The organism is Deltaproteobacteria bacterium (assembly GCA_003194485.1).
Classification (GTDB): Bacteria; Desulfobacterota; Dissulfuribacteria; order Dissulfuribacterales; family UBA3076; genus UBA3076.
In genome coordinates, this window is the sequence record PQXD01000004.1 from 1 (window position 1) to 20,810 (window position 20,810).

Consider the following 20,810-nt stretch of genomic DNA (forward strand, 5'->3'; position numbering starts at 1 on the left):
CTGGGAGATCTACAACCAGGATCACATCCTGCTGGATGAAGAGGCTTGGCGTCAAGCGAACAAGTTCGGCCTGATCCTCACAGAAGGATTTTTCGATGTGGCAAAGCTCGTGGAAGCCGGTTGCCGCAATGTCGTCGCGTTGATGGGAAACGCCGTCTCCGGGGAACAGATCGAGCGGTTGGTCAGGATCCAAACCCTGGTACGATTCCCTCAAATCCTGTTGTTCCTGGACCGGGACCAGGCAGGACTAACCGGGGCTCAGCAGGTACGAGAACAGCTATCCCATCACGGCCTCTCTGTCACCGTGTTTGATTGGAATCAGCTGGTACCCTTGAACGGCCAGGGAGCCCAACCCATTCCAGAATCCATCCAGGACCCGGCGGATATGTCCCTGGAGCAACTTCGTGCTCTGCGCAGGCAAGGGATCCTTTGAACAAAACGAGAATCACAGGATGAAAAAGAAAAAAGGAGATGAAGCCATGAATATGCCACTTGCTGAAATCGAAAGACATCTCAAAACCCTCCGGCTCAATGGCATGATCGCGACCCTCGATACCCGGATCATCCAGGCCAATCAGGACGCTTCTTTCACAGAGGTCTTTGCCTGCATGGTACAGGACGAATTGGATTACCGAAAATCCCGCCTCACTGAAACGCGTTTCAAGGCATCCGGTCTTACAGAACGACCTACACTCACGGAGTTCGACTGGGGCTTCAACCCGAACCTGCCCAAAAAGGCAATCTATGAACTGGTGAGCGGAAAATTTATTCGGGATGGGCATGACGCCTTCCTGATCGGATCGCCGGGGACCGGGAAAAGCCACATCGCCAAAACAGTCGCTAACGCCGCCATCCTCTCAGGATACAAGGTCCTCTACCGGGAAGCTCATATATTTTTCGAGGACCTCTTCGAAGCCACTCAACTGAAACGAAGGAAAAAGGTCAATAAACTCTTCTCCGAAACCGATCTCTTGGTTATCGACGATCTATTCCTGCGCAAGAAAATCCCGGAACAAGCCGCTGACGATCTGCTGGATATTATCTTGAATCGCTATTCTTCAAGAAAAAGTACACTCCTTACGTCGAACAGACCAATAGAAGACTGGGGGAAGCTCCTCAGGGATAACGCCGCCTCTTCGGCTATCCTCGATCGCCTCCTTCACCGGGGCCACCTCCTCAACTTCAAAGGGAAAAGCTACCGTCTCAAAGAAGCGGCATCACGATTATCGGAAATCAAAAGAAAAAACCAGGATGAAAAAGGAAAAACGATGGATTTTTACCCCCAAGATTAGTACACTACTTTAACCTGTCGCCGGGGTATTTTGACCCGGCCACAGGTGGGGTATTTTGAAGTGGCCATCGAGGGTTATAGCGTTATAATGTCACAAAACAGGAGGTGACATTATGGCAACAGTCGCAAAAAGAACAACCATCTATTTGGACCCCGTTCTTCATAAAGCGCTGAAATTAAAATCAGCTGAGACTTCCAGGTCTATTTCCGACCTCGTTAACACGGCTATTAGAGAATCTCTCGCCGAAGATGCGGAGGACCTTGCAGCATTTGATCAAAGAGCCGGCGAAGCCCTGATTTCCTATGATGAAATGATAAAAAGGCTGAAAATAGATGGCCGAATATAAGGTCTATTTCCGAGAATCGGTTTGGAAGGACTTGAGAAAGATCCCGAAAAAGGATCTGCGAAACATTTTAAAAAGGATAAAAGATTTATCAGAAAATCCACGCCCTTCCGGATGCGAGAAGCTTACTGGCCAAGATAGGTACCGGCTGCGACAAGGTAGATATCGGATTGTATATTCTATCCAGGATTATGAATTGACAGTTTGGATTGTAAAGGTTGGACACCGAAAAGATGTATACAGATAAAGCAAACATATCAGTGCACCAGACCGGTGTTCCGCTCCTGCTCCGCACCGACTGGTGAACAGCATGTTGGCCTTGACAAGAAGTGTGGTGTATAATACTGATGTATACAGTACTGGAGGTATAGTATGGTACGGACTCAGATATACCTGACAAAGCGTCAACGAGATGAACTAGCTGCTATCGCCAAGGCCGTCGGGAAGAAACAAAGCGAGCTTATTCGGGAGGCTGTTGATCGCCTCATCAATCAAGCAGGACGCGGGCGACGAGAGGCGGTATTACGCGAGGTAGCCGGAATATGGAAGGAGCGTACGGATCTTCCTGACTTCGAGACAATGCGAACTGAATGGGACAGAACCTAATCATGGCCGAACCAATCGTTGTCGACACAGATGTTCTTGTTGATTTCTTGCGAGGCCGTACTGAAGCGATCGCCTTCATCAACGCCCACTCCTCACGGATCATTCTCTCGTCAATCGTTGTTGCGGAGCTGCATGCCGGAGTGAAAGGAGACCCGGAGCAGTCTGCCCTCGATAACTTCGTGTCTCTCTTCCGTGTTATCCCCGTCACTCCTGAGATTGCGAAGTCTGGAGGTCTCTACAGACGCGATTACGGCAAGTCACACAGCGTCGGACTTGCAGACGCAATCCTGGCTGCTACCGCTGAATCCGAGAAAGCGGAACTGAAGACCCTCAACACGAAACACTACCCTATGTTGAAGGGCCTCAGGCCGGCTTACAGGAAGTAGAAGGCCAATCGGGTATCCGGGGGTTCTTTCTCCCCCCGGCCCCCGGTCGGGTAGCCCGGGGGAATTTCACCCCCAGGCCCTCACAGATCCGGACGTGAGTCTCTCGACTCATCCGGCTCTTCATGTCCCTCACAAATTGCCGGGTTTGCATAAATCACTGGTTCCTCCCATTATTGATTGACCTGTTTGTAACTTTGGACATGTTGCCCCCTTCGCTCCGTTTCCATTACAGAGACTTCATCGCTGCAGAGTCGGAGGAGGCCGAACCGGCAGCAAAAATAGGGCTACTATGACAATTGTTGTCGAATTTCTGAATTTTTATCCGAGTTAGGGGATTTTCGTGAAAGAATCTGTTATTATGCAGGATTATGAAAAAAGGAAATATGGAAATAGCAAGTGTTCAGGGGCATAATAATGAACCTGATGCCCGTGCATCGGATCTCAAGGGACAGGAGAACCGGGACGAAGCATTCCTGGTACTTGTTGCGGTCCGCTTCAGGCCAAAATGGCCTCCGTCCCATTACAACGCAGGCAGTGTTCCGGTAATGGATGCGGAGTGGGTAGTAGTGCCCACAGAGCATGGAATCGAGGTCGGCCGGGTAATGGGACGCCCTGTCAAGATAAGAATGCCCATGAAGACGCTCCTTCCCAGGGTGGAACGTCTGGCCAGTACTCACGAAATAGAACTCTACTATCGGAATCTGGATCGGGAAAAGACCGCCAGGGATGTTTGCGCAGAGCGTATTCGTGCCCTGGGCCTTTCCATGAAGCTGGTCAGGGTGGAGAGTTTCTTCGATGGAAGCAGGATTATATTTTACTATTCCGCGGAGGGCAGAGTAGATTTCAGGAAGCTGGTAAAAGACCTGGTAAATATGCTGCAGACACGAGTTGAAATGCATCAGATAGGAATAAGGCACGAGACCAAAATGATAGGAGGAATAGGAAATTGCGGCCGGGAGCTGTGTTGCGCCAGCTTTCTTAAGGATTTTGATCCTGTATCCATAAAGATGGCCAAATGCCAGAACCTTCCCCTGAATCCAAACAAGATATCAGGGATCTGCGGCAGACTGCTTTGCTGTCTCACGTGTGAATACGAAACATACCTGGAATTGGCCAAAAACATGCCTCCTCTTGGAAAGCCTTGTAATACTCCTGCCGGACAAGGCAAGGTAGTGCGGCAAGACATACTGCGCCAGACAGTCACGGTTGCTCTTTCCGATGCCACCCAAGTCGAATTCAAAATTTCAGAGCTTGAGCAATATAAAAAGAAAAAGGCCAGATCTTTAATCAAAAATAATAAAAAACAGAGAAAACCAGACAGGTCAATCACCCGTTCACCAAAACAGAAGCAATCTGAGAACAAACCTGGAGCTGAAAAAAGAAGATCGAAACATTCGACAGCCTCCAAAGACAATGCCGGCCATCCTATCCAAACGGGAAGCTGTCGGAATGCCGGGTCTTAATGAGAGGTTATGTTTTTATCCAATTTCCAATTTCAAGTTTAAGGATCCCAAATTTTCAATGAAAAACAGATTCTATATAACAACGCCCATCTACTACGTAAATGCAGAACCTCATCTGGGTCATGCATATTCAACTGTGATTACAGATGTGCAGAACCGGTTCCATAAACTTCGAGGGGAGGAGACCTTTTTTCTGACCGGAACAGATGAACACGGGGATAAAGTTGTTCAGGCAGCAGAGAAGCAGGGAACAGATCCAAAAGCATATGCAGACAGGATAAGCGCCTTATTCAGGGATTCCTGGTCCCTTTTGAACATAGAGCCTGACAGATTTATTCGCACCACGGAACAGAACCATGTTGCAACTGTCCAGCGCATATTGCAGGAAGTCTGCGACAAAGGGGACATAGTCTTCAGGGAATATGAGGGGCTTTACTGCTTTGGGTGTGAGCGCTTCTATATGGAACGGGAGCTCAAGGACGGAAGGTGCCCGGATCATGGCACTGTCCCGGTGCGATTGAAGGAAAAAAATTACTTCTTCCTTATGAGTCGATATCAGGACTGGCTGGTGGACCATATAAAGAAGCACCAGTGGTTCATCACGCCTGAGCGTTACAGGAATGAAGTACTGTCCTTTTTGAAAGATCCCCTGGATGATCTGTGCATCTCAAGGCCGACCAGCCGTCTCACATGGGGCATACCACTTCCTTTTGACGATAGATTTATAACCTATGTCTGGTTTGATGCCCTGATCAACTATCTGACCGGTCTGGGATATCCGGATGATCCAAATTTTTCAAAATTCTGGCCGGTGGCCGAGCACGTGATAGCCAAAGACATCCTGAAGCCTCACGGGATATACTGGCCTACTATGCTCAAGGCCATTGGACTCAAGCCTTATAGGCGTCTCCATGTCCACGGATATTGGCAGATGCGTGATCAGAAGATGTCCAAGAGCCTCGGAAATGTAGTACGACCGATTGATCTGGTTGAATCCTTTGGTGTAGATGCAACCAGATACTGTCTGATGCAGGAGATGGTCTTCGGCCTGGATGCCGGATTCAGCGAAAAATCCTTCACTTTGAGGATAAACGCCGATCTTGCCAATGACCTGGGGAATCTCGTGAGCCGCACCCTGGCCATGGTACAGAAATATGTCGGAGGAAAGGTCCCGTCACCTCAGGATCAGGATGGTCCGGAGAAAGAGCTGCGTGAGGCCGCGCTGGGCTTGGTACCCGTCTGGGAAAAGTCCATGGAGTCCTTTGCCATACACAAGGCCCTGCAGGCAGTCTGGGAAGTAATAAACGCGGCCAACAAAGTGATTGACACCTCCGCCCCATGGGTCTTGGCCAGGGACCCGGCTGAGGCCGGCCGGTTGAGGAATGTTCTCTACACACTCCTTGAGTCTCTTCGGATCTTTTCGATCCTGCTGGCCCCCGTAATGCCGTCAACCGCCGGAAAAATGCAGGAGGCCATGGGTCTTGACCCACAGGTGGATCTGAATCTTGACGCGGCCCGGCGCTGGGGAATCCTGATTCCTGGGACCAATATCTCACGTATACCATCCCTGTTTCCCAGGTTAGAAACAGGTAAGGCGGGCAAGAAGGCGGGCTGATCCATGGATACCAAAACCATTATTATTGGTACTGCTGGACACATTGACCATGGGAAGACCGCCCTGGTCAAAGCCCTGACCGGCATAGATACCGACCGGCTAAAGGAGGAAAAAGAGCGGGGCATCACTATTGAACTGGGTTTTGCCCACCTTTCTCTCCCGTCAGGCCAGCAGGTTGGGGTGGTGGACGTACCGGGCCACGAACGTTTTGTAAAAAACATGGTGGCAGGGGCCATGGGGATGGACCTCGTTGTCCTTGTGGTGGCTGCCGACGAAGGAATCATGCCCCAGACCACGGAACACCTGGAGATATGCCAGCTCCTTGGGGTCAAGAAAGGGCTTGTTGTCCTCACCAAGAAAGACCTTGTGGAACAGGAATGGCTGGAAATGGTTACTGAGGACATCAGTGATTTTGTCTCAGGTACATTTCTGGAAGATGCCCCTGTGCTGGCTGTCTCCTCTACCACCGGAGAAGGTCTTGACGAATTCCTCAGGGTTCTGGATGAGACGATATCAGAAGTGGTGCCAAGGGCCCCGGTCGGACCCTATCGCCTTCCGGTGGACAGGGTGTTCAGCGTCAAAGGATTTGGCACGGTAGTCACCGGCACTTCCATTTCCGGGCAGATCAGGCTGGGAGACGAGGTATCTATCTATCCCAAAGGGATGACCGCCAGGATTCGGGGCATCCAGATACATGGAAAGGATGCCCAGGAGGCCCATCCGGGGATGCGCACGGCCCTCAATCTACAGGGTATTGACAAGGAAGATGTCAGCAGGGGAGATGTTGCTGCTACTCCGGGGAGCCTGCACGCGAGCTGCCTCGTTGATTTGAATTTTCTGTATCTTGCCAGCTCAGGCCGTCCCCTGCGGCACAGGAGTCCGGTTCGCTTTCACGTGGGAACGGCCGAGGTTATCGGAAGGGTCCTGCTCCAGGGAGACGAGCTTGCTCCGGGTTCAGAGTCCTATATCCAGATAATGTTGAAGGAGCCGGTGGCGGTCCTCTCCGGAGATCACTATGTCATAAGGAGTTATTCGCCTGTCCGTACCATAGGTGGCGGAAGGATCCTCCACCCTGTCCCCAGGAGACGGAAGCGGACCCGGCCCGCACTCTGGGCGGAGCTGGATATCCTGGCCAGGGGCGGACCGGCTGACATCATCGGCTATCATCTGGAACGTGCGGGCGTGAGGGGGCTCTCAAGATCAGAGATCGCAATGCGTAGCAGTATATATGGAAAACGCCTTGCCAGGGAGCTTGATCCTCTCCTGAGTTCCAGAAAAGTTGTGTGCTTTGAGGGAGAAGGGCAGAGACTCATCCACGGTAAAGTTTACGGGATCCTGAAGGAACGGGCATTGAGTATCCTGGAGACCTTTCATCATGACAACCCTCTTGTCCAGGGCCTGTCCAAAGAAGAGCTGAGGTCCCGCCTCTTTTCCGCAGCCGGTGTTACGGGACCTGTTTTTCAATCAACAAATCAAAGGCTGTTTCAAATGCTTCTTACTGATCTTGTCAAGTCAGGAAAGGTTGCACACGAAAAGGATCTTGTCAGGCTCTCTACACACCATGTGACTCTCGGGGATGAAGAAAAAGAGATCAGAAGAGAACTTGAGCTTATCTTCAAGCGGGCCGGTTTTCAGCCCCCTTTTCGTGAGGATGCCATTGGCCGTATGGCAGGGCGTAAGAAGGCGGCGGACACGATATTTGATCTGATGGTCAGAGAAGGGATTCTTGTGCGCTTGAAGGAGGATCTCTATTTTCACCACAGTATCCTGGACAGAGTTAAGGATATGGTCATTTGCTTCATTAAAGATCACGGCGAGCTTGGCATAAACGAATTCCGGGACCTTGCCGGAGGGCTTTCCAGAAAGTATATGATTCCGCTCCTTGAGTATCTGGACAACCGGCGGGTGACCATACGAATAGGTGATAAGCGCAAGCTGCGCGGAGGACTGGAAGGCTGACAACCGATTCTTTCCACTCAAAGCTCCAAAAGGCCATGGAAGAGCGTCTGGCCCAAAGGGATCCAGGATATGATGTCGGAAGGACGGAACGCGGTTTTGTAATTACATTTGAGCTTGTGCCCGCCAGGGCCTCAAGGGGCAAGGCCATTGACGAGATCCTCCGGTTTGCCGGAGAGGCGGCGGCCGGCGGCCTGATCAGCGCCCTCTCCATAACGGACAACGCCGAAGGACATCCTGCATTGTCGCCCATGGCACTTGGCTCTGAGATAAAGGCCCTTGGGATCGATCCAATCATCCACTTTTCCTGCAAGGACAAAAATCGTAATCTCGTGGAGAGCCAGCTATTCGTGCTTGATCGATCCGGCCTTAAAAACCTCCTGGTGCTCACAGGGGATTATCCAGGATACGGATTCATGGGAAACGCCAAGCCCGTATTCGATCTGGATTCAGTCCAGGTCCTGGGCATGGTCTCCGACATGAACCGGGGATTCGTTCTTGATTCCAAGGCACCATATGGGGGTGTAAAGCTGGCCCCCATGAGCTTTCATGCCGGCTGTGTCGTATCTCCCTTCAAGCGCCTGGAATCTGAGCTTATCCCTCAATACCTGAAGCTCAAGCGAAAGGTGGCTGCCGGGGCAAGCTTTGTAATAACGCAAATGGGTTTTGACGTGCGCAAATTCGATGAGCTCAGGCGGTTTATGGACAGGGAAGGCCTCAGGGTGCCTCTTTTAGGAACGGTATTTATACCGACGATAAAATTGGCAAGGATCCTGCACAGGGGAGAAATTCCGGGATGCATTTTGCCGGGCAGGCTCCTTGAGCGTATGGAACAGGAGGCCATGTCGGATGACCGGGGGAAGGGTGCCAGGCTGGAGCGCGCAGCGCGGTTAGTGTCGATACTGAGGGGTATCGGCTACGAAGGGGTGCATCTCAGCGGCCCCGGTCTCAAATACTCCCAAGTTGAATGGGTCATTAAACGGGCCAATGAGATAGGCGAGAGATGGAAGCTCTTTACATGCCAGTTTCTTTTTCCTGAGGAATGGAAATTCTGGTATTTCAAGGAAGATCCGGGGACCTGGCTCAACCGTGACGAGCCAAATCCAGGGGCAGATGCTACGCCCTCTTTAAAAGATTCGCTCGGCCTGGGTCTCGGACGCCTTTTCCACGAGCTTGCCTTTGAACCCGGGAGACCTCTTTTCAGCTCCCTGCGCAGGATGGCAGGATGGATTGACGGCTCGTCTTCACAGAGCTGTTTTACTTCTTTTGAATATTGGATAAAAAAGTGGCTTTATGATTGCCGGTGCTGTGGAGACTGCACCCTGGAAGAAATGGGATTTCTGTGTCCCCAGTCCGGGTGTGCCAAGTTTCTGCTGAACGGCCCATGCGGGGGCAGCAGAGACGGCTGGTGCGAAGTCTGGCCGGGGAGGCAGAAGTGTTTTTATGTAAGGGTATATGAAAGGCTTAAGAGCCTTGGCAAACAGGAAAGGCTGAGTGGCCTTCCGCTTCCTCCGCGAGACTGGATTCTTTACAACACCTCCTCATGGTTGAATTTCTATCTTGGGAGGGATCATCATAAAATTCGGATGATTAAAAAATTCAGTTGACAAATAAGAGTGTTGGGTGAATTCATTGAGATAGGCCCAGCAAACGGCCAACTGAATTTTCACAACCGAGTTTTATTGGTAGACAGTCAATATGAATACACTTAAAAAAATCATTCCTTCGAGACGGACAGAACACATTGCTTATGCCATCAGGGATATCGTACTGGTCGCAGGGGAGAGAAAGGCCGCTGGCGGCGATCTCTTTTATCTTAACATAGGCGATCCCGTGCTCTTTGGTTTTCACACACCGAGGCACCTCATAGATGCCACACATAGGGCAATGCTGGATAATTACACCGGGTATTCCGACTCTGATGGGGTACCGGAGGCCATTGAGGCCGTGAGGCAGGAAACCAGGAAGAACGGTATAGAGCCGTATGAAATACTGATTACCACCGGTGCGAGTGAGGCCATTGATTTTGCCCTCTCCGCGCTGGTAAACAAGGGGGAAAACGTGCTTGTCCCGTCGCCGGGCTACCCCCTTTACAATGCGCTCCTCAGCCGCCTGATCGGTGAGGCCAGGCCTTATATGCTGGACGAAGATAACGCCTGGCAGCCCGACATCGATCATATAGAGAGACAGATAGATGAAAACACCCGGGCAATTGTGATCATAAACCCCAATAATCCCACAGGTGCGGTATACAAGGAGGATATACTGCGTCAGGTGATAGAACTTGCAAGGCGTTATAACCTGGTAATTCTCAGCGACGAGATATACGACAAGCTTATCCTGAACAGCCAGCCCCACATCAGTATGGCCTCACTGGACAAAGAACTCCCCATGGTGACCTTTAACGGTCTTTCCAAGTGCTATCTTGCCCCTGGTTTCCGCATCGGCTGGTCCATAGTAAGCGGGGCTCAAGAGCTTGTGGAGGATTACACCGAGGCCATGAAAAAGCTTGTGAGGGCCAGGCTCTGCGCCCCGCACCCAAAGCAGTTTGCAATACCATCCGCCCTGAACGGCGATCAGATACATATTAAAGAGACGATAGAAAAACTGATTCGACGCAGGGACCTGACAATCGAAAGGCTGAATGCCATTCCGGGCATATCCTGCCAGAGACCTAACGGTGCATTCTATGCCTTTCCCAGGATAGAGGCAGATATAGATGACAAGGAATTCGTAAAGGACCTCATCCGCGAGACCGGTGTAGTCGTGGTACATGGCAGCGGCTTCGGCTCCCTGCCCGAGACACCGCATTTCCGCGTGGTCTTTCTCCCTCCTGAAGATATCCTGAACGAGGCCTATGACCGGCTGGAGGGATATATGAGGCGGCATTTCTGATAGTTCCGTTTAGCTGCAAAAGCCGTTCAGCAGAAACCCTTTCCAGGCCTCAAGCGCCCTTTGAGAATAGGCCTTACCCCTTTCCCTCCTTGGTATTTTTTTCTCAAGCCCTGGGAAGAGACCGAAATTTATGTTCATCGGCTGAAACCTCTTGGGGTCGGCCCGGGTAATATGCTGTATCAGGGCGCCGTGTGCAGTTGCTGCAGGAGGGATGAATGGGGCCTCATGCCGTACGAGGCGGGCCGCGTTAACCCCTGCAAGCCACCCCATGGCGGTGGATTCCACATAGCCCTCTACCCCGCTGATCTGTCCCGCGAGAAGTATCCTTGACTCATTCTTCATCTGAAGAGTAGGCCCGAGTACCTCCGGGGCGCATACAAATGTGTTCCGGTGGATGCTTCCAAGCCTGGCGAACTCCGCATTCTCAAGACCGGGGATGAGCCTGAAGATCCTCTCCTGCTCTTTCCATTTCAGTTTGGTCTGAAAACCGACCATGTTGCACATGCTGCCTTCCAGGTCTTCCTGCCTGAGCTGGACTGCTGCATGAGGCGCCCGCCCGGTCCTGGGATCAGTGAGCCCCACAGGCTTCATCGGGCCGTACCTCAAAGCGTCCCGTCCCCTTTCGGCCATAACCTCGACCGGGAGGCACCCCTCGAAGTAAACGGCCTTCTCAAAATCGCGAAGCGGGACCTTCTCAGCCCTCAGCAGTTCAGAGACAAAAAGTTCGTAAGTGTCCTTATCCATGGGACAGTTCAGATAGTCCCCCCTACCTATAGGGCCGTAGCGGGACTGCCTGAAGGCCACCTCACGGTCTATAGAATCTGCCATGACGATAGGGGCGATTGCATCATAGAAATAGAGGTAATCGACTCCGATCAGGGCCTGTATGGCCTGAGAGAGCATTTCTGACGTCAGGGGACCTGTTGCCAGAACCACGACTCCCTCTTTGGGGATTTCCATAACCTCTTCCCGAGCAACGAAAATGAGAGGGTGCCTTTCTATCCGTTGAGTAATTTCCTGTGCAAAACGCTCCCTGTCCACAGCCAGGGCCTTTCCCGCAGGGACCCGGGTCTTGTGCGCCGCATCCATTATCAGGGAACCTGCAAGGCGCATCTCTTCCTTCAGCAGACCTACTGCGGAATCGATAGATGCGGACCTCAGGGAATTGCTGCACACGAGCTCTGCCAGGTTGGGGTTCCTGTGCGCCGGCGAGAAATTCCCTGGCTTCATTTCGCAGAGGCGCACCGCAACGCCCCTGTTTGCAGCCTGCCAGGCCGCTTCGCAGCCTGCCAGGCCCCCGCCTATGATGGTTATGGATCTATCCATTTTGCATCTTTAAAGTGTACCCGGCGACAGCGGGTCGTAGTGCTATCTGATCCGGTCAAAAAAGACCCGGCCGGTTTCCGGTTCATAAATATACCTGTCTCCATAGGGGTTTTCAGGCAGTTCCGGGATTATACCTTTTGATACCAGGTCATCCAATGAGCCGGGGATGTAACCGTATTTCAGCCGGAAAAGCCGGACCGCCTTTTCAAGGACCAGTATCCCGGTATGGGCCTTGATTCGATCCTGCAGGAAGGTCCTTGTGCTTTCATCTTTGGCCCTGTCGTACATGGTCTGCAGGAATGCTATCGCCAGTTCCGTCTGGCCGCTTTTATGGGCCATGCGCGCGGCAAGCGAAGATATAATAGGGGGCGCTCCGGGAATTTCGGCTGTCTCCATCAATTGTTTGGCTGCCTTATTGTTGTCTTTTAAGAAATAGAAGTAATCAAACCCGATATAGTATCCGGGTTGCCAGTCCCAGTAACGGTGTTTCCTGCTGATTTTCAGTAAGTCAATGGCCTTCTCCACCATGGCACCTCGCCAGGTCAGGAAGGCCTGCACATAATAGCAGGTCTGAAAGAAATAGGGGTCCAGATGCAATGACTGTTCGAAGAGGGCGGCAACGACCTTCATGTCCGGACCTTTGATTTTATTCCGGCCGCCCAGGAAGGCACACGCCTTCAGCAGCAAGTAGTCAGCCAAGACCTGACGAAATTCACCGCTCGCAATTTCAAGGGCCTCCGGTGCGATTATCAAGGTTGAAACGGTCTCCCCAGGAGACATCTCATCCCTGAACCGGTCTATATTCACGGCACTTGTCACATAGGCAGCCATCAGGAATCCGGACAGCAGTAAATAGACGGCTATGTTTCCGACTTTCAGCATATGTCTCTGCGCCTGAAGACAATAAATGTAAATATCATCATCAAAACGGAGTAGCTGCAGCCGTAGACTGCGGTCCAGCCGAGATAAACCGGATCGAGCGGCAGGCCATAGGCCATGCTGGCCTTGAGATCAAAGGCCGAGAGATTGGGAAATATCCAGCTTATTGTCTTCAGAAAGAAGACCAATGAAGGGCTCGCATCCACAAAATGTCCGCCTTGCAGTATCTTCACAATGGTCTCAAGGCAATGCCCGATGAAGTATGTGCAAAAGGTAAAGAGCATGGCCAGATAGATACTGGAAGAGATAATAGTAAAAAAGAAGGCAAAGGACATTACCACCAAGAGGGAGAGAAAATTAAAGGAGATCGTCACCAGGATGGCGGGCCAGGAGAAATCCCTGGGCAATTCGAGCCCTGGGACGAGAAGCGAGCATACGAAAAAGGAAAGGATGGCGAGCGCTCCGAGGATGACCGTGGCTGTCAGCAGGATAAGAGTCAGCCCCCCGTACTTGCCCAGTATATATTGCCAGCGAGTGAAGGGACGGCTTATCACCATGCAGACGGTCCTGTTGTGAATATCGTGGCTTACAAGGCCGATCCCAAGAAAAAAGATGATCGAGAGCCCGGCAAGAGACAGGACTGAAAAGCCGATATCCACCATGACCTTGCCCGTTTCAATGGCAAACAGGTTCGTTATTGCTATATTTGAGGCAAAGAGGAGGGCAGACAGAAAGGCTATTCCTGCAAGAATTCTGCTCCTTATGCCTTGTTTAAATGTAACCTTTGTCAGCAGCCAGATATTGTGCATCTAAATCTATGAAGCCTTTGCATTAATGTCCGGAGTTGGTTATCCGCTCCACAAACGCCTCTTCCATGGAGCCGGAATCCCGGCAGAACTCTTCGATATTGCCGTAAAACAGCCTCTTCCCTTTATCAAGGATGGCGATACGGTCGCACAGGGTTTCGACGTCATTTAGTATATGGGAACTAAAAAAGACCGTCTTTCCCCTTTCCTTGAAATCCAGGATAAGCCTGGTCACAAGCCTCCTGCCAAGAGGATCGAGGCCGGACATGGGCTCGTCCAGGATGAGTATATCCGGGTCATGAATCATGGCAAGGCCCATTCCTATACGTTGTTTCATCCCCTTTGAAAAGGTACGGACAGGGCGATTCATAAAGGGAAGGAGCTCCAGCTTTTCGAGTATAATCTCAATATGTTCATTGATTTCAGACCTGTTGATCCCGGAAACAAGCCCGCCGAAACAGAGAAGCTCCCTTGCGGAGAGCTGCTCATAAAACTGTGGATGCTCCGGCATATATCCCACGTGACCCCGTGATCCGACACTGTTTCCGGGAAGCCCCTTTATGAGGACCCTTCCTTTATCAGGCCGGATAAAATCAAGGGCCACGTTTATTGCCGTGCTCTTGCCGGCCCCGTTCGGGCCGAGGAATCCGAAGATCTCCCCTTTTTCTATCTCCAGGCACAGGTCCTGAAGCACGGTCTGTTGCTTGAGACCGTATTTGAAGCTCTTTGTCACATGGTCAAAGACTATCTCGCTCATCCCGTTATATTCCCGGCATTCGGTTGAACATACATAATAGGTTCATAGGTTCAGGGTTCATAGGTTCAGGGTTGCTTTTATTTCGCCGGCCCTGCTCATAAGCCAGCAAGTATTTGATGAAACCACGAATGGCAGCGCGGGTGCGTCCGGCATGATCATACACATCCTGAAACTCGGCTTTCGTTATGTATTGTTGATCGAGCGCCACGTAAAGCTCACTCTGGACCTCGGAGCAAGACCTCTTTGCATACCGAAGAAAACGAACAAACTCCGAATTTGTCTCCGAATCAAAGCCTTCGGCAATATTATGCATCGATGATCTGGCAGCATCTTGTACCTGTTTCTTCAATCCGAAGTCTTTCGTAAACCCTGGCTTCCTTGTCAGCCCATACACACGCCCTGTTAATTCACGTGCCAGTTGCCAGGCCTCAATATCTTCAAACCGTTCAATTTTCATCGCTCTCTAATCCTGAACCCCTGAACCTCTGAACCTCTGAACCTCTGAACCCCTGAACCTCTGAACGGTTACCAAAAAAATTACCGCCAAAGGTCTGACCCTCAGGCGGTAATCCGTATGTCCAAATAGGATCCGTTTGCTACTTCAGGACATGCCAATTGTTAGTCGGTTTACCGCCGCCGGCTACACCTGTATCGTCACCGGCCGGGTCAAAATCGCACTGATTAGGCGTGATCGCAGGGACTGCGAGTGTAGTGGCGGCAAAAGTACTCTTGCCTCTCCACGTGTCATTCTGTACAAAGTAGATTACATCAGACAGCTCTGAGTCGATGCCAAAGGCCCGATTGCCACCTGAAGGTTTAACTACGACCATATAAGTCTGCCCGGCAACGCCACTGGCATCTGGAGCAACCCATATGTCGGCGTCCTGACCGTTGGGTATGGTCTGGCCTACCCCGCTGATATTTAATGCCGTACCAGATGCGTTATAATATGTTCCAGTGACCATGCATCCAGCTTGTGTAGCTGTCGCCGCGGTCCATGCCTGCTGGCTGCCGTCAACCTCATTATTTCCACCAGCGGCTGGACAGCCGGGTGCGGTCTGAAGGGTATTCCCGGTATTCAGATAACCGTAAGCGGCAATGTCTGAATTAAGGGCAGAAAGTGAATTGTTTATCTGTTTTGTCAGGGCCTCACCAGCAGTATTATTCGCCCTTACCCTGTAACTCAAAAACTGCGGGATGGCAATTGCGGCCAGGATCCCGATAATCGCCACGACAATCATCAGCTCGACCAGGGTAAAACCTTTGTACCCTGTCTTTTTCATCTTGTTCAAAAATCCAAGCATAATAGACCTCCTGTATCAAATAATTGGTTTGAGTTCATACTGTAAATGTCTATCGTCAACTTTTTCAGATTTGATAAATGTTTGATAAATACGATTTCACCTCCTTTATTGATTTAATCTGAAATGAAATTTGAAACTTGAAATTAGGTAATGAATCCGCACCTTTTTGCTTTTTCCCAATTTCAAATTTCCAATTTCCAATTTCAATTCCGATCATATGACCCTGCGTTGCCATACTTTACTGCAAGGTCAATGCCACATTGCCATGGCCTGCTGCACCTCAGTAAATACAGATATCGTCAAATAGTTGAGTCGTTGAGTCGTTGAGTCGAAAAATAAGTATGTTAAATCAGCATATTAGAGCTTCAATTACATCAAGTATCCAATTTCTATGCAAACTATATAAATTCAAATAATAATAACCACTTAACTAATCAACTGCTGAACCACTTAACGAGGTCTGAAATACGCCTGTTTTGGGAATTGCCTGAGATATCGGATGCGACTTTCCGCCTTGTTTGGTATCTAAAAAGAGTCCTTTAATGACAAAAATTGACACCCCGGATCAGAAATAAGGAAATAATGGGGACGGAGAAATTCCTGATCAATTTGTAAAAGATACGATTTTTTGATAGATTAGGTGTAACCGCTCAGGTTCAGGGTTCTGCTCTGACAGAATGTGCCGGAAAACTATATGATCAGGCGTAAGCTGCTAAAGAAACTACTTTCTGGATCCAGGAATATCAGGTTCTCTGAGGCGTCCGGTGTCGCCGAAGCCTTTGGGTTCAAGTTGGATTGAAGATAATTGAGAGCCATAATCTGAAAATGGAGGATGAGGAATGAAGGATTATCACATCAATATCTTTTACAGCGAAGAAGACGAGGGATATGTAGCAGACATACCCGATCTGAAGTATTGCTCTGCTTTTGGAGAATCCCCAGAAGAAGCGTTGCCGGAGGTATTGAAGGCAAAAGATGTATGGTTGGAGTCCGCACGTACACATGGAAAATCTGTTCCTGAGCCACATTATCGTCCCGTGGTCTACCAAGTAGCTTAATGGCACACCGCAGAACAATCGCCATTTAATCAGATGGACAGGTCGCGGCACGGTTTCCCTGCCCATTGGTGATGGCAGACGTTCAAAGGTTCATGTTCACGGTTGGTTATCTTGATCACTTCATATTTTGCCGCTCTCTAACCCTGAACCCTGAACCCTGAACCCTGAACCTAATAACCTGAACAGTTACGATTATGCAGAAACAAAAAATAGACAAAATAGTCCTTGCCTATTCAGGAGGGCTGGATACATCAGTCATACTCAAGTGGCTTCAGGAGATGTATCAATGTCCTGTAGTGGCCTACTGCGCGGATATAGGCCAGGAAGAGGACTGGGAGGCCCTGCGGCGGAAGGCCCTGGATACAGGGGCCTCGGATGTGCTGATAAGGGACCTCAAAGAGGAGTTTGTCCGGGACTTCGTGTTTCCCGTGTTCAGGGCGAACGCCGTTTATGAAGGCGCCTATCTGCTGGGCACGTCCATCGCAAGGCCCCTCATCGCCAGGGAACAGGTACGTATCGCCAGGGAGACCGGGGCCGGCGCAGTGAGCCACGGGGCCACCGGCAAGGGAAACGACCAGGTCCGTTTCGAGCTCTCCTTCATGGCCCTTGCCCCCGACCTCGAGATCATAGCCCCCTGGCGCATCTGGGACTTAAGCTCCAGGCAGAAGCTCGTGGATTTCGCCAGGGCCCACGGCATACCGGTTCCGGTCACAAAGGAAAAGCCTTACAGTATGGATGCAAACCTTCTGCACATAAGCTATGAGGGCGGGATTCTGGAAGATCCGTGGTCAGAACCGGATGAAGACATGTTTGTGTGGACAAAAAGCCCTGAAAATGCCCCTGATGATCCGTCTTATGTGGAAATCGATTTTGAGCATGGAGATCCTGTTGCCCTTGACGGCGAGCGTCTTTCCGCAGCGGAATTCCTGTCAAGGCTGAACTCGATAGGTGCGGCCAACGGGGTCGGGCGGGTTGATCTGGTGGAGAACCGTTTTGTGGGGATGAAATCAAGGGGTGTCTATGAGACGCCGGGCGGTTCCATTCTCCGGACAGCCCACATGGCCCTTGAGTCAGTGACTCTGGACAGGGAGGTTATGCACCTGCGGGACAGCCTGGTTTCCCGTTATTCAGAGCTTATTTATTACGGTTTCTGGTTTTCCCCGGAAAGGGAGCTGATTCAGAAGCTCATAGACGAGTCCCAGATTAATGTGAACGGAAGGGTCCGGCTCAAAATCTATAAAGGAAACTGCCGGGTCGTGGGAAGAAAGGCGGAAAAATCCCTGTACCGGCCGGAGTTTGCCACCTTCGAGGAGGACGATGTTTACAGCCAGGCAGATGCCGGGGGGTTCATCCGGCTTCAGGGCCTGCGCCTCAAGATCAGGTCCATGCTTGAAGGACACTGAAAAAAAGATGAACATCGAACATCGAACATCGAACGTCCAACATCGAATATCGAATATCGAACGTTGAATGGGGAAAGATGAAGTGTTTAAAAAGATGAACATCGAACATCGAACGTCCAACATCGAACATCGAATGGGGAAAGATGAAGACTTATGATCTGGAAGAAAGGCTGCTTGAGTATTCGGTACGAATCATAAAGATCGTTGAACAGCTACCAAATACCAGAACAGGCAACCATGTTGCAGGCCAATTGTTAAGATCGGGAACTTCACCTTATCCAAACCATGGTGAAGCTCAGGCAGCAGAGTCCCCAAAGGACTTTATCCATAAGCTTCGTATCTCATTAAAGGAGCTCAGGGAGGCCCAGCGATGGTTAAAACTTATTCAGCATGTACCACTAATTAAAAAACCTGAACTATTAGATGATATTTTACAGGAAACAGAGGAATTAATTAAGATTTTCGTTACAAGCATCAAAACGGCTGAAAAGAAACAGAAATAGTCATTCAAGGTTGGACGTTCATCTTTTTCATTCGATGTTGAACGTTCGATGTTCGATGTTCGATGTTCATTCGGTATTGGGTGTTTGTTTTTTTCATTCGATGTTGAACGTTCGATGTTCGATGTTCGATGTTCATCTTGTACAAAACAGCCCCGTATGGCATAAATGCAATCTGTGAACGTTTATAAAACAGCTTAGCGCTTATGCGTTTTGATCCCGTAGCCCGCGCTATTGCCCTGGATCTCCCCGGTCCGTCTCTCAGCGACAACCGCAGTCACGAGTCACGTGTAAGAGCGGCCCTGGAGTCTGAACTGGGGCAGCCGCCCCTGTTGCCCCTGGAAATCTGCAGGGTCCTGCCCGGCGTTCTCCCTTCATCCGGCTACAAGGTGCAGGCATTGGTGCTGGACGGTCCCTGCGGCTGGGAGACCGCCCGGGTAAGCGCTGCAGGCGGGTCCCTGCGGCCTTACGGACTGGCTGTGGATCTTGGAAGCACCACCGTGGTCTTTTACCTCGTGGATCTCGGTTCCGGCGAAGTCATTTCGACTCTGTCAAAATCCAACCCCCAAAGGGTCCACGGTGAGGATATCCTGGAAAGGATCCTCTTTGCAGGACAGGACAACGGCCTGGAGACACTGCAGTCCGAGGTCATCGGCCTTTTCAACTCCTCTGTACGCGAGATTACGGCAGGACAGGGCATGCGCCCTGAGGATATAAGCTTTATTGCAATGGCCGGCAACACCACTATGTGCCATTTATTTTTAGGTCTTGATCCGGGCAATATCTGCCGGGAACCATACATTCCGGTGGTCAACCGGTTTGATCTGATCCGGCCCGGGGAAATAGGAATAAATGTCCATCCCCGGGCCTGGCTCTATTGTTTTCCAAACATAGGGAGTTACTTCGGCGGCGACCTTCTGGCAGGCATCCTGGCCTCGGGCATGCACCTCAGGGAGGAGATCTCCATGCTCGTGGATGTCGGCACCAATGCAGAGGTCGTGCTGGGAAACAGGGACTGGCTTGTGGCCTGTGCAGGGGCGGCCGGCCCGGCGCTCGAAGAGGGGATCCTCTCCTGCGGCATGAGTGCACGGCCAGGGGCCATAGACCGGGTGGAAATAGACCGGAACAACTTGGATGTTACGTTTCACACCATAGACGGCAAGGCCCCGGAGGGATTGTGCGGTTCGGGAATAATAGATCTCCTGGCAGCCATGTTTGTTGCGGGGCTGGTGGATCCGACCGGAAAGCTCGTGGCGGACCGGGACAGGGGCAGGATGCAACAAGTGAACGGGGAGTGGGCGTATATTGTGGCAGGTCCTCATGAGACCGGCCATGGAAAGCCGGTCTATGTCAGCCAGAGCGACATAAAAAACCTGATTCGTTCAAAAGGGGCCATGTACACTATACTGAACGTGGTAATCCAGAGCGTTGGTATCGGTTTTGAGGATATCGGGAAATTTTATGTTGCAGGTGCCTTTGGCAATTACATTGATCCCAAAAAGGCCGTAATAATCGGGATGCTGCCCGATGTGCCCCTTGAGCGCTTTGAGGGCCTGGGAAATGCCGCAGGTACCGGGGCGATTGAGGCCCTCGTATGGAGAAAGACCAGAAAAGAGGCAGAGAAAATCTGCGACAGGATAACTTATCTCGAGATGAATGTGCGCGGAGATTTTATGAACCAGCTGACCGGAGCCCTCTTTCTTCCACATACGGATCTTGCCAGGTTCCCTTCCGTGGATGAGATGATGAAGCAGCAGGCCCGGATATAATAGCGTATTCAAGGCATATGTCGTGTAGCACAGAAACAGACCGGATCATTCGTAAATATTCTTATGAACCCGTTATATCCTGCCTTGAAGCGGTTTGCCCTTTTTCGGGTTTCAAAGCTCACTCATTGCAGACCGGGGTGGCAGTGCAATTTGGTCCGCGATCGAAACTCCGAAAAAGGGCAAACCGCTTCAAGGCACGGCAACTTCAAAGCACAATGGACGTAACTGATCACAGGGTGCTTCTTCTGGAAACGATTTGCGTTAGCCCTGTAGTTTTCTTGGCCTTTGCCGCAAGGGAAACCCCGGCTCCGGAGCGCAGCGAAGGAGAACGGGGAGGGTCCCATGCTGCAAAGGCCTCAGAAAACAAGGGGCGAGAGCATGTTGGAAGAAGAAGTACCCTGTGATCAGTTACCAGTGGACCACGGGTCCATAAGAATATTTACGGATCATTC

At 50.9% G+C, this 20,810-nt stretch carries 21 protein-coding genes and 1 pseudogene; 16 read left to right on the plus strand and 6 right to left on the minus strand.

The window, feature by feature from the left end:
- Nucleotides 1–70: 70 nt before the first annotated feature.
- The 11 genes from C4B57_03075 to C4B57_03125 all read left to right on the plus strand — a co-directional run bounded on the left by C4B57_03075 (nt 71) and on the right by C4B57_03125 (nt 10,556).
- Nucleotides 71–433: a hypothetical protein gene (locus C4B57_03075; GenBank protein ID PXF55383.1), complete on the plus strand. Its 363-nt coding sequence runs from the start codon at nt 71–73 to the stop codon at nt 431–433.
- Between the two features lie 46 nt (nt 434–479).
- The gene (locus tag C4B57_03080) at nt 480–1,292 is read left to right on the plus strand and encodes an ATP-binding protein (protein ID PXF55384.1); all 813 of its coding nucleotides are present in this window, start codon (nt 480–482) and stop codon (nt 1,290–1,292) included.
- A gap of 112 nt (nt 1,293–1,404) precedes the next feature.
- A complete protein-coding gene (locus C4B57_03085; GenBank protein PXF55255.1) occupies nt 1,405–1,638 on the plus strand; it encodes a CopG family transcriptional regulator in 234 nt (77 codons plus the stop codon).
- A complete protein-coding gene (locus tag C4B57_03090; GenBank protein PXF55256.1) occupies nt 1,625–1,882 on the plus strand; it encodes a type II toxin-antitoxin system mRNA interferase toxin, RelE/StbE family in 258 nt (85 codons plus the stop codon). Before C4B57_03085 ends, C4B57_03090 begins: the two co-directional genes overlap by 14 nt.
- Nucleotides 1,883–2,007: 125 nt before the next feature.
- Nucleotides 2,008–2,241, plus strand: a complete 234-nt coding sequence (locus C4B57_03095; GenBank protein ID PXF55257.1) for a CopG family transcriptional regulator — start codon at nt 2,008–2,010, stop codon at nt 2,239–2,241.
- A 2-nt stretch (nt 2,242–2,243) separates the two neighbouring features.
- Nucleotides 2,244–2,627, plus strand: a complete 384-nt coding sequence (locus C4B57_03100; protein PXF55385.1) for a VapC toxin family PIN domain ribonuclease — start codon at nt 2,244–2,246, stop codon at nt 2,625–2,627.
- A gap of 545 nt (nt 2,628–3,172) precedes the next feature.
- Nucleotides 3,173–4,090: a stage 0 sporulation protein gene (locus tag C4B57_03105; protein PXF55386.1), complete on the plus strand. Its 918-nt coding sequence runs from the start codon at nt 3,173–3,175 to the stop codon at nt 4,088–4,090.
- Nucleotides 4,091–4,148: 58 nt separating this feature from the next.
- Nucleotides 4,149–5,705 carry a methionine--tRNA ligase gene (locus tag C4B57_03110; protein PXF55387.1) on the plus strand — a complete coding sequence of 519 codons (1,557 nt, stop codon included), beginning with the start codon at nt 4,149–4,151 and terminating at the stop codon, nt 5,703–5,705.
- Nucleotides 5,706–5,708: 3 nt separating this feature from the next.
- Nucleotides 5,709–7,664 carry a selenocysteine-specific translation elongation factor gene (gene selB / locus C4B57_03115; GenBank protein PXF55258.1) on the plus strand — a complete coding sequence of 652 codons (1,956 nt, stop codon included), beginning with the start codon at nt 5,709–5,711 and terminating at the stop codon, nt 7,662–7,664.
- A 35-nt stretch (nt 7,665–7,699) separates the two neighbouring features.
- On the plus strand, nt 7,700–9,268 hold the full coding sequence (locus C4B57_03120; GenBank protein ID PXF55259.1) for a methylenetetrahydrofolate reductase: 1,569 nt from the start codon (nt 7,700–7,702) through the stop codon (nt 9,266–9,268).
- Between the two features lie 91 nt (nt 9,269–9,359).
- Entirely contained in the window at nt 9,360–10,556 is a 1,197-nt protein-coding gene (locus C4B57_03125) for an aminotransferase (protein ID PXF55260.1), read from the plus strand.
- A gap of 9 nt (nt 10,557–10,565) precedes the next feature.
- Here the strand turns inward: C4B57_03125 and C4B57_03130 are convergent, their stop codons facing one another.
- The 6 genes and pseudogenes from C4B57_03130 to C4B57_03155 form a co-directional block, all read right to left on the minus strand.
- Nucleotides 10,566–11,882: a methylenetetrahydrofolate--tRNA-(uracil(54)-C(5))-methyltransferase (FADH(2)-oxidizing) TrmFO gene (locus tag C4B57_03130; GenBank protein ID PXF55261.1), complete on the minus strand. Its 1,317-nt coding sequence runs from the start codon at nt 11,880–11,882 to the stop codon at nt 10,566–10,568.
- 42 nt (nt 11,883–11,924) lie between these two features.
- Nucleotides 11,925–12,764, minus strand: coding sequence for a hypothetical protein (locus C4B57_03135; protein ID PXF55262.1), 840 nt, complete (start codon nt 12,762–12,764; stop codon nt 11,925–11,927).
- On the minus strand, nt 12,758–13,570 hold the full coding sequence (locus C4B57_03140; protein ID PXF55263.1) for a hypothetical protein: 813 nt from the start codon (nt 13,568–13,570) through the stop codon (nt 12,758–12,760). The genes C4B57_03135 and C4B57_03140 overlap by 7 nt, the downstream gene beginning before the upstream one ends.
- Nucleotides 13,571–13,592: 22 nt before the next feature.
- Nucleotides 13,593–14,324: an ABC transporter ATP-binding protein gene (locus C4B57_03145; GenBank protein ID PXF55264.1), complete on the minus strand. Its 732-nt coding sequence runs from the start codon at nt 14,322–14,324 to the stop codon at nt 13,593–13,595.
- Nucleotides 14,325–14,328: 4 nt separating this feature from the next.
- Entirely contained in the window at nt 14,329–14,781 is a 453-nt protein-coding gene (locus C4B57_03150) for a four helix bundle protein (protein PXF55265.1), read from the minus strand.
- Nucleotides 14,782–15,490: 709 nt separating this feature from the next.
- Nucleotides 15,491–15,607 (minus strand): annotated as a pseudogene (locus C4B57_03155) (pilus assembly protein).
- 860 nt (nt 15,608–16,467) lie between these two features.
- On the opposite strand from C4B57_03155, the gene C4B57_03160 reads away from it, so the two are divergent.
- The 5 genes from C4B57_03160 (at nt 16,468) to C4B57_03180 (ending at nt 20,762) form a co-directional block, all read left to right on the plus strand.
- A complete protein-coding gene (locus tag C4B57_03160; protein ID PXF55266.1) occupies nt 16,468–16,686 on the plus strand; it encodes a type II toxin-antitoxin system HicB family antitoxin in 219 nt (72 codons plus the stop codon).
- A 194-nt stretch (nt 16,687–16,880) separates the two neighbouring features.
- Nucleotides 16,881–18,089, plus strand: coding sequence for an argininosuccinate synthase (locus C4B57_03165; GenBank protein PXF55267.1), 1,209 nt, complete (start codon nt 16,881–16,883; stop codon nt 18,087–18,089).
- A gap of 143 nt (nt 18,090–18,232) precedes the next feature.
- Nucleotides 18,233–18,592 carry a four helix bundle protein gene (locus tag C4B57_03170; protein ID PXF55268.1) on the plus strand — a complete coding sequence of 120 codons (360 nt, stop codon included), beginning with the start codon at nt 18,233–18,235 and terminating at the stop codon, nt 18,590–18,592.
- Between the two features lie 203 nt (nt 18,593–18,795).
- Entirely contained in the window at nt 18,796–20,358 is a 1,563-nt protein-coding gene (locus C4B57_03175; GenBank protein PXF55269.1) for a hypothetical protein, read from the plus strand.
- 215 nt (nt 20,359–20,573) lie between these two features.
- Entirely contained in the window at nt 20,574–20,762 is a 189-nt protein-coding gene (locus C4B57_03180) for a hypothetical protein (protein ID PXF55270.1), read from the plus strand.
- Nucleotides 20,763–20,810: the final 48 nt, after the last annotated feature.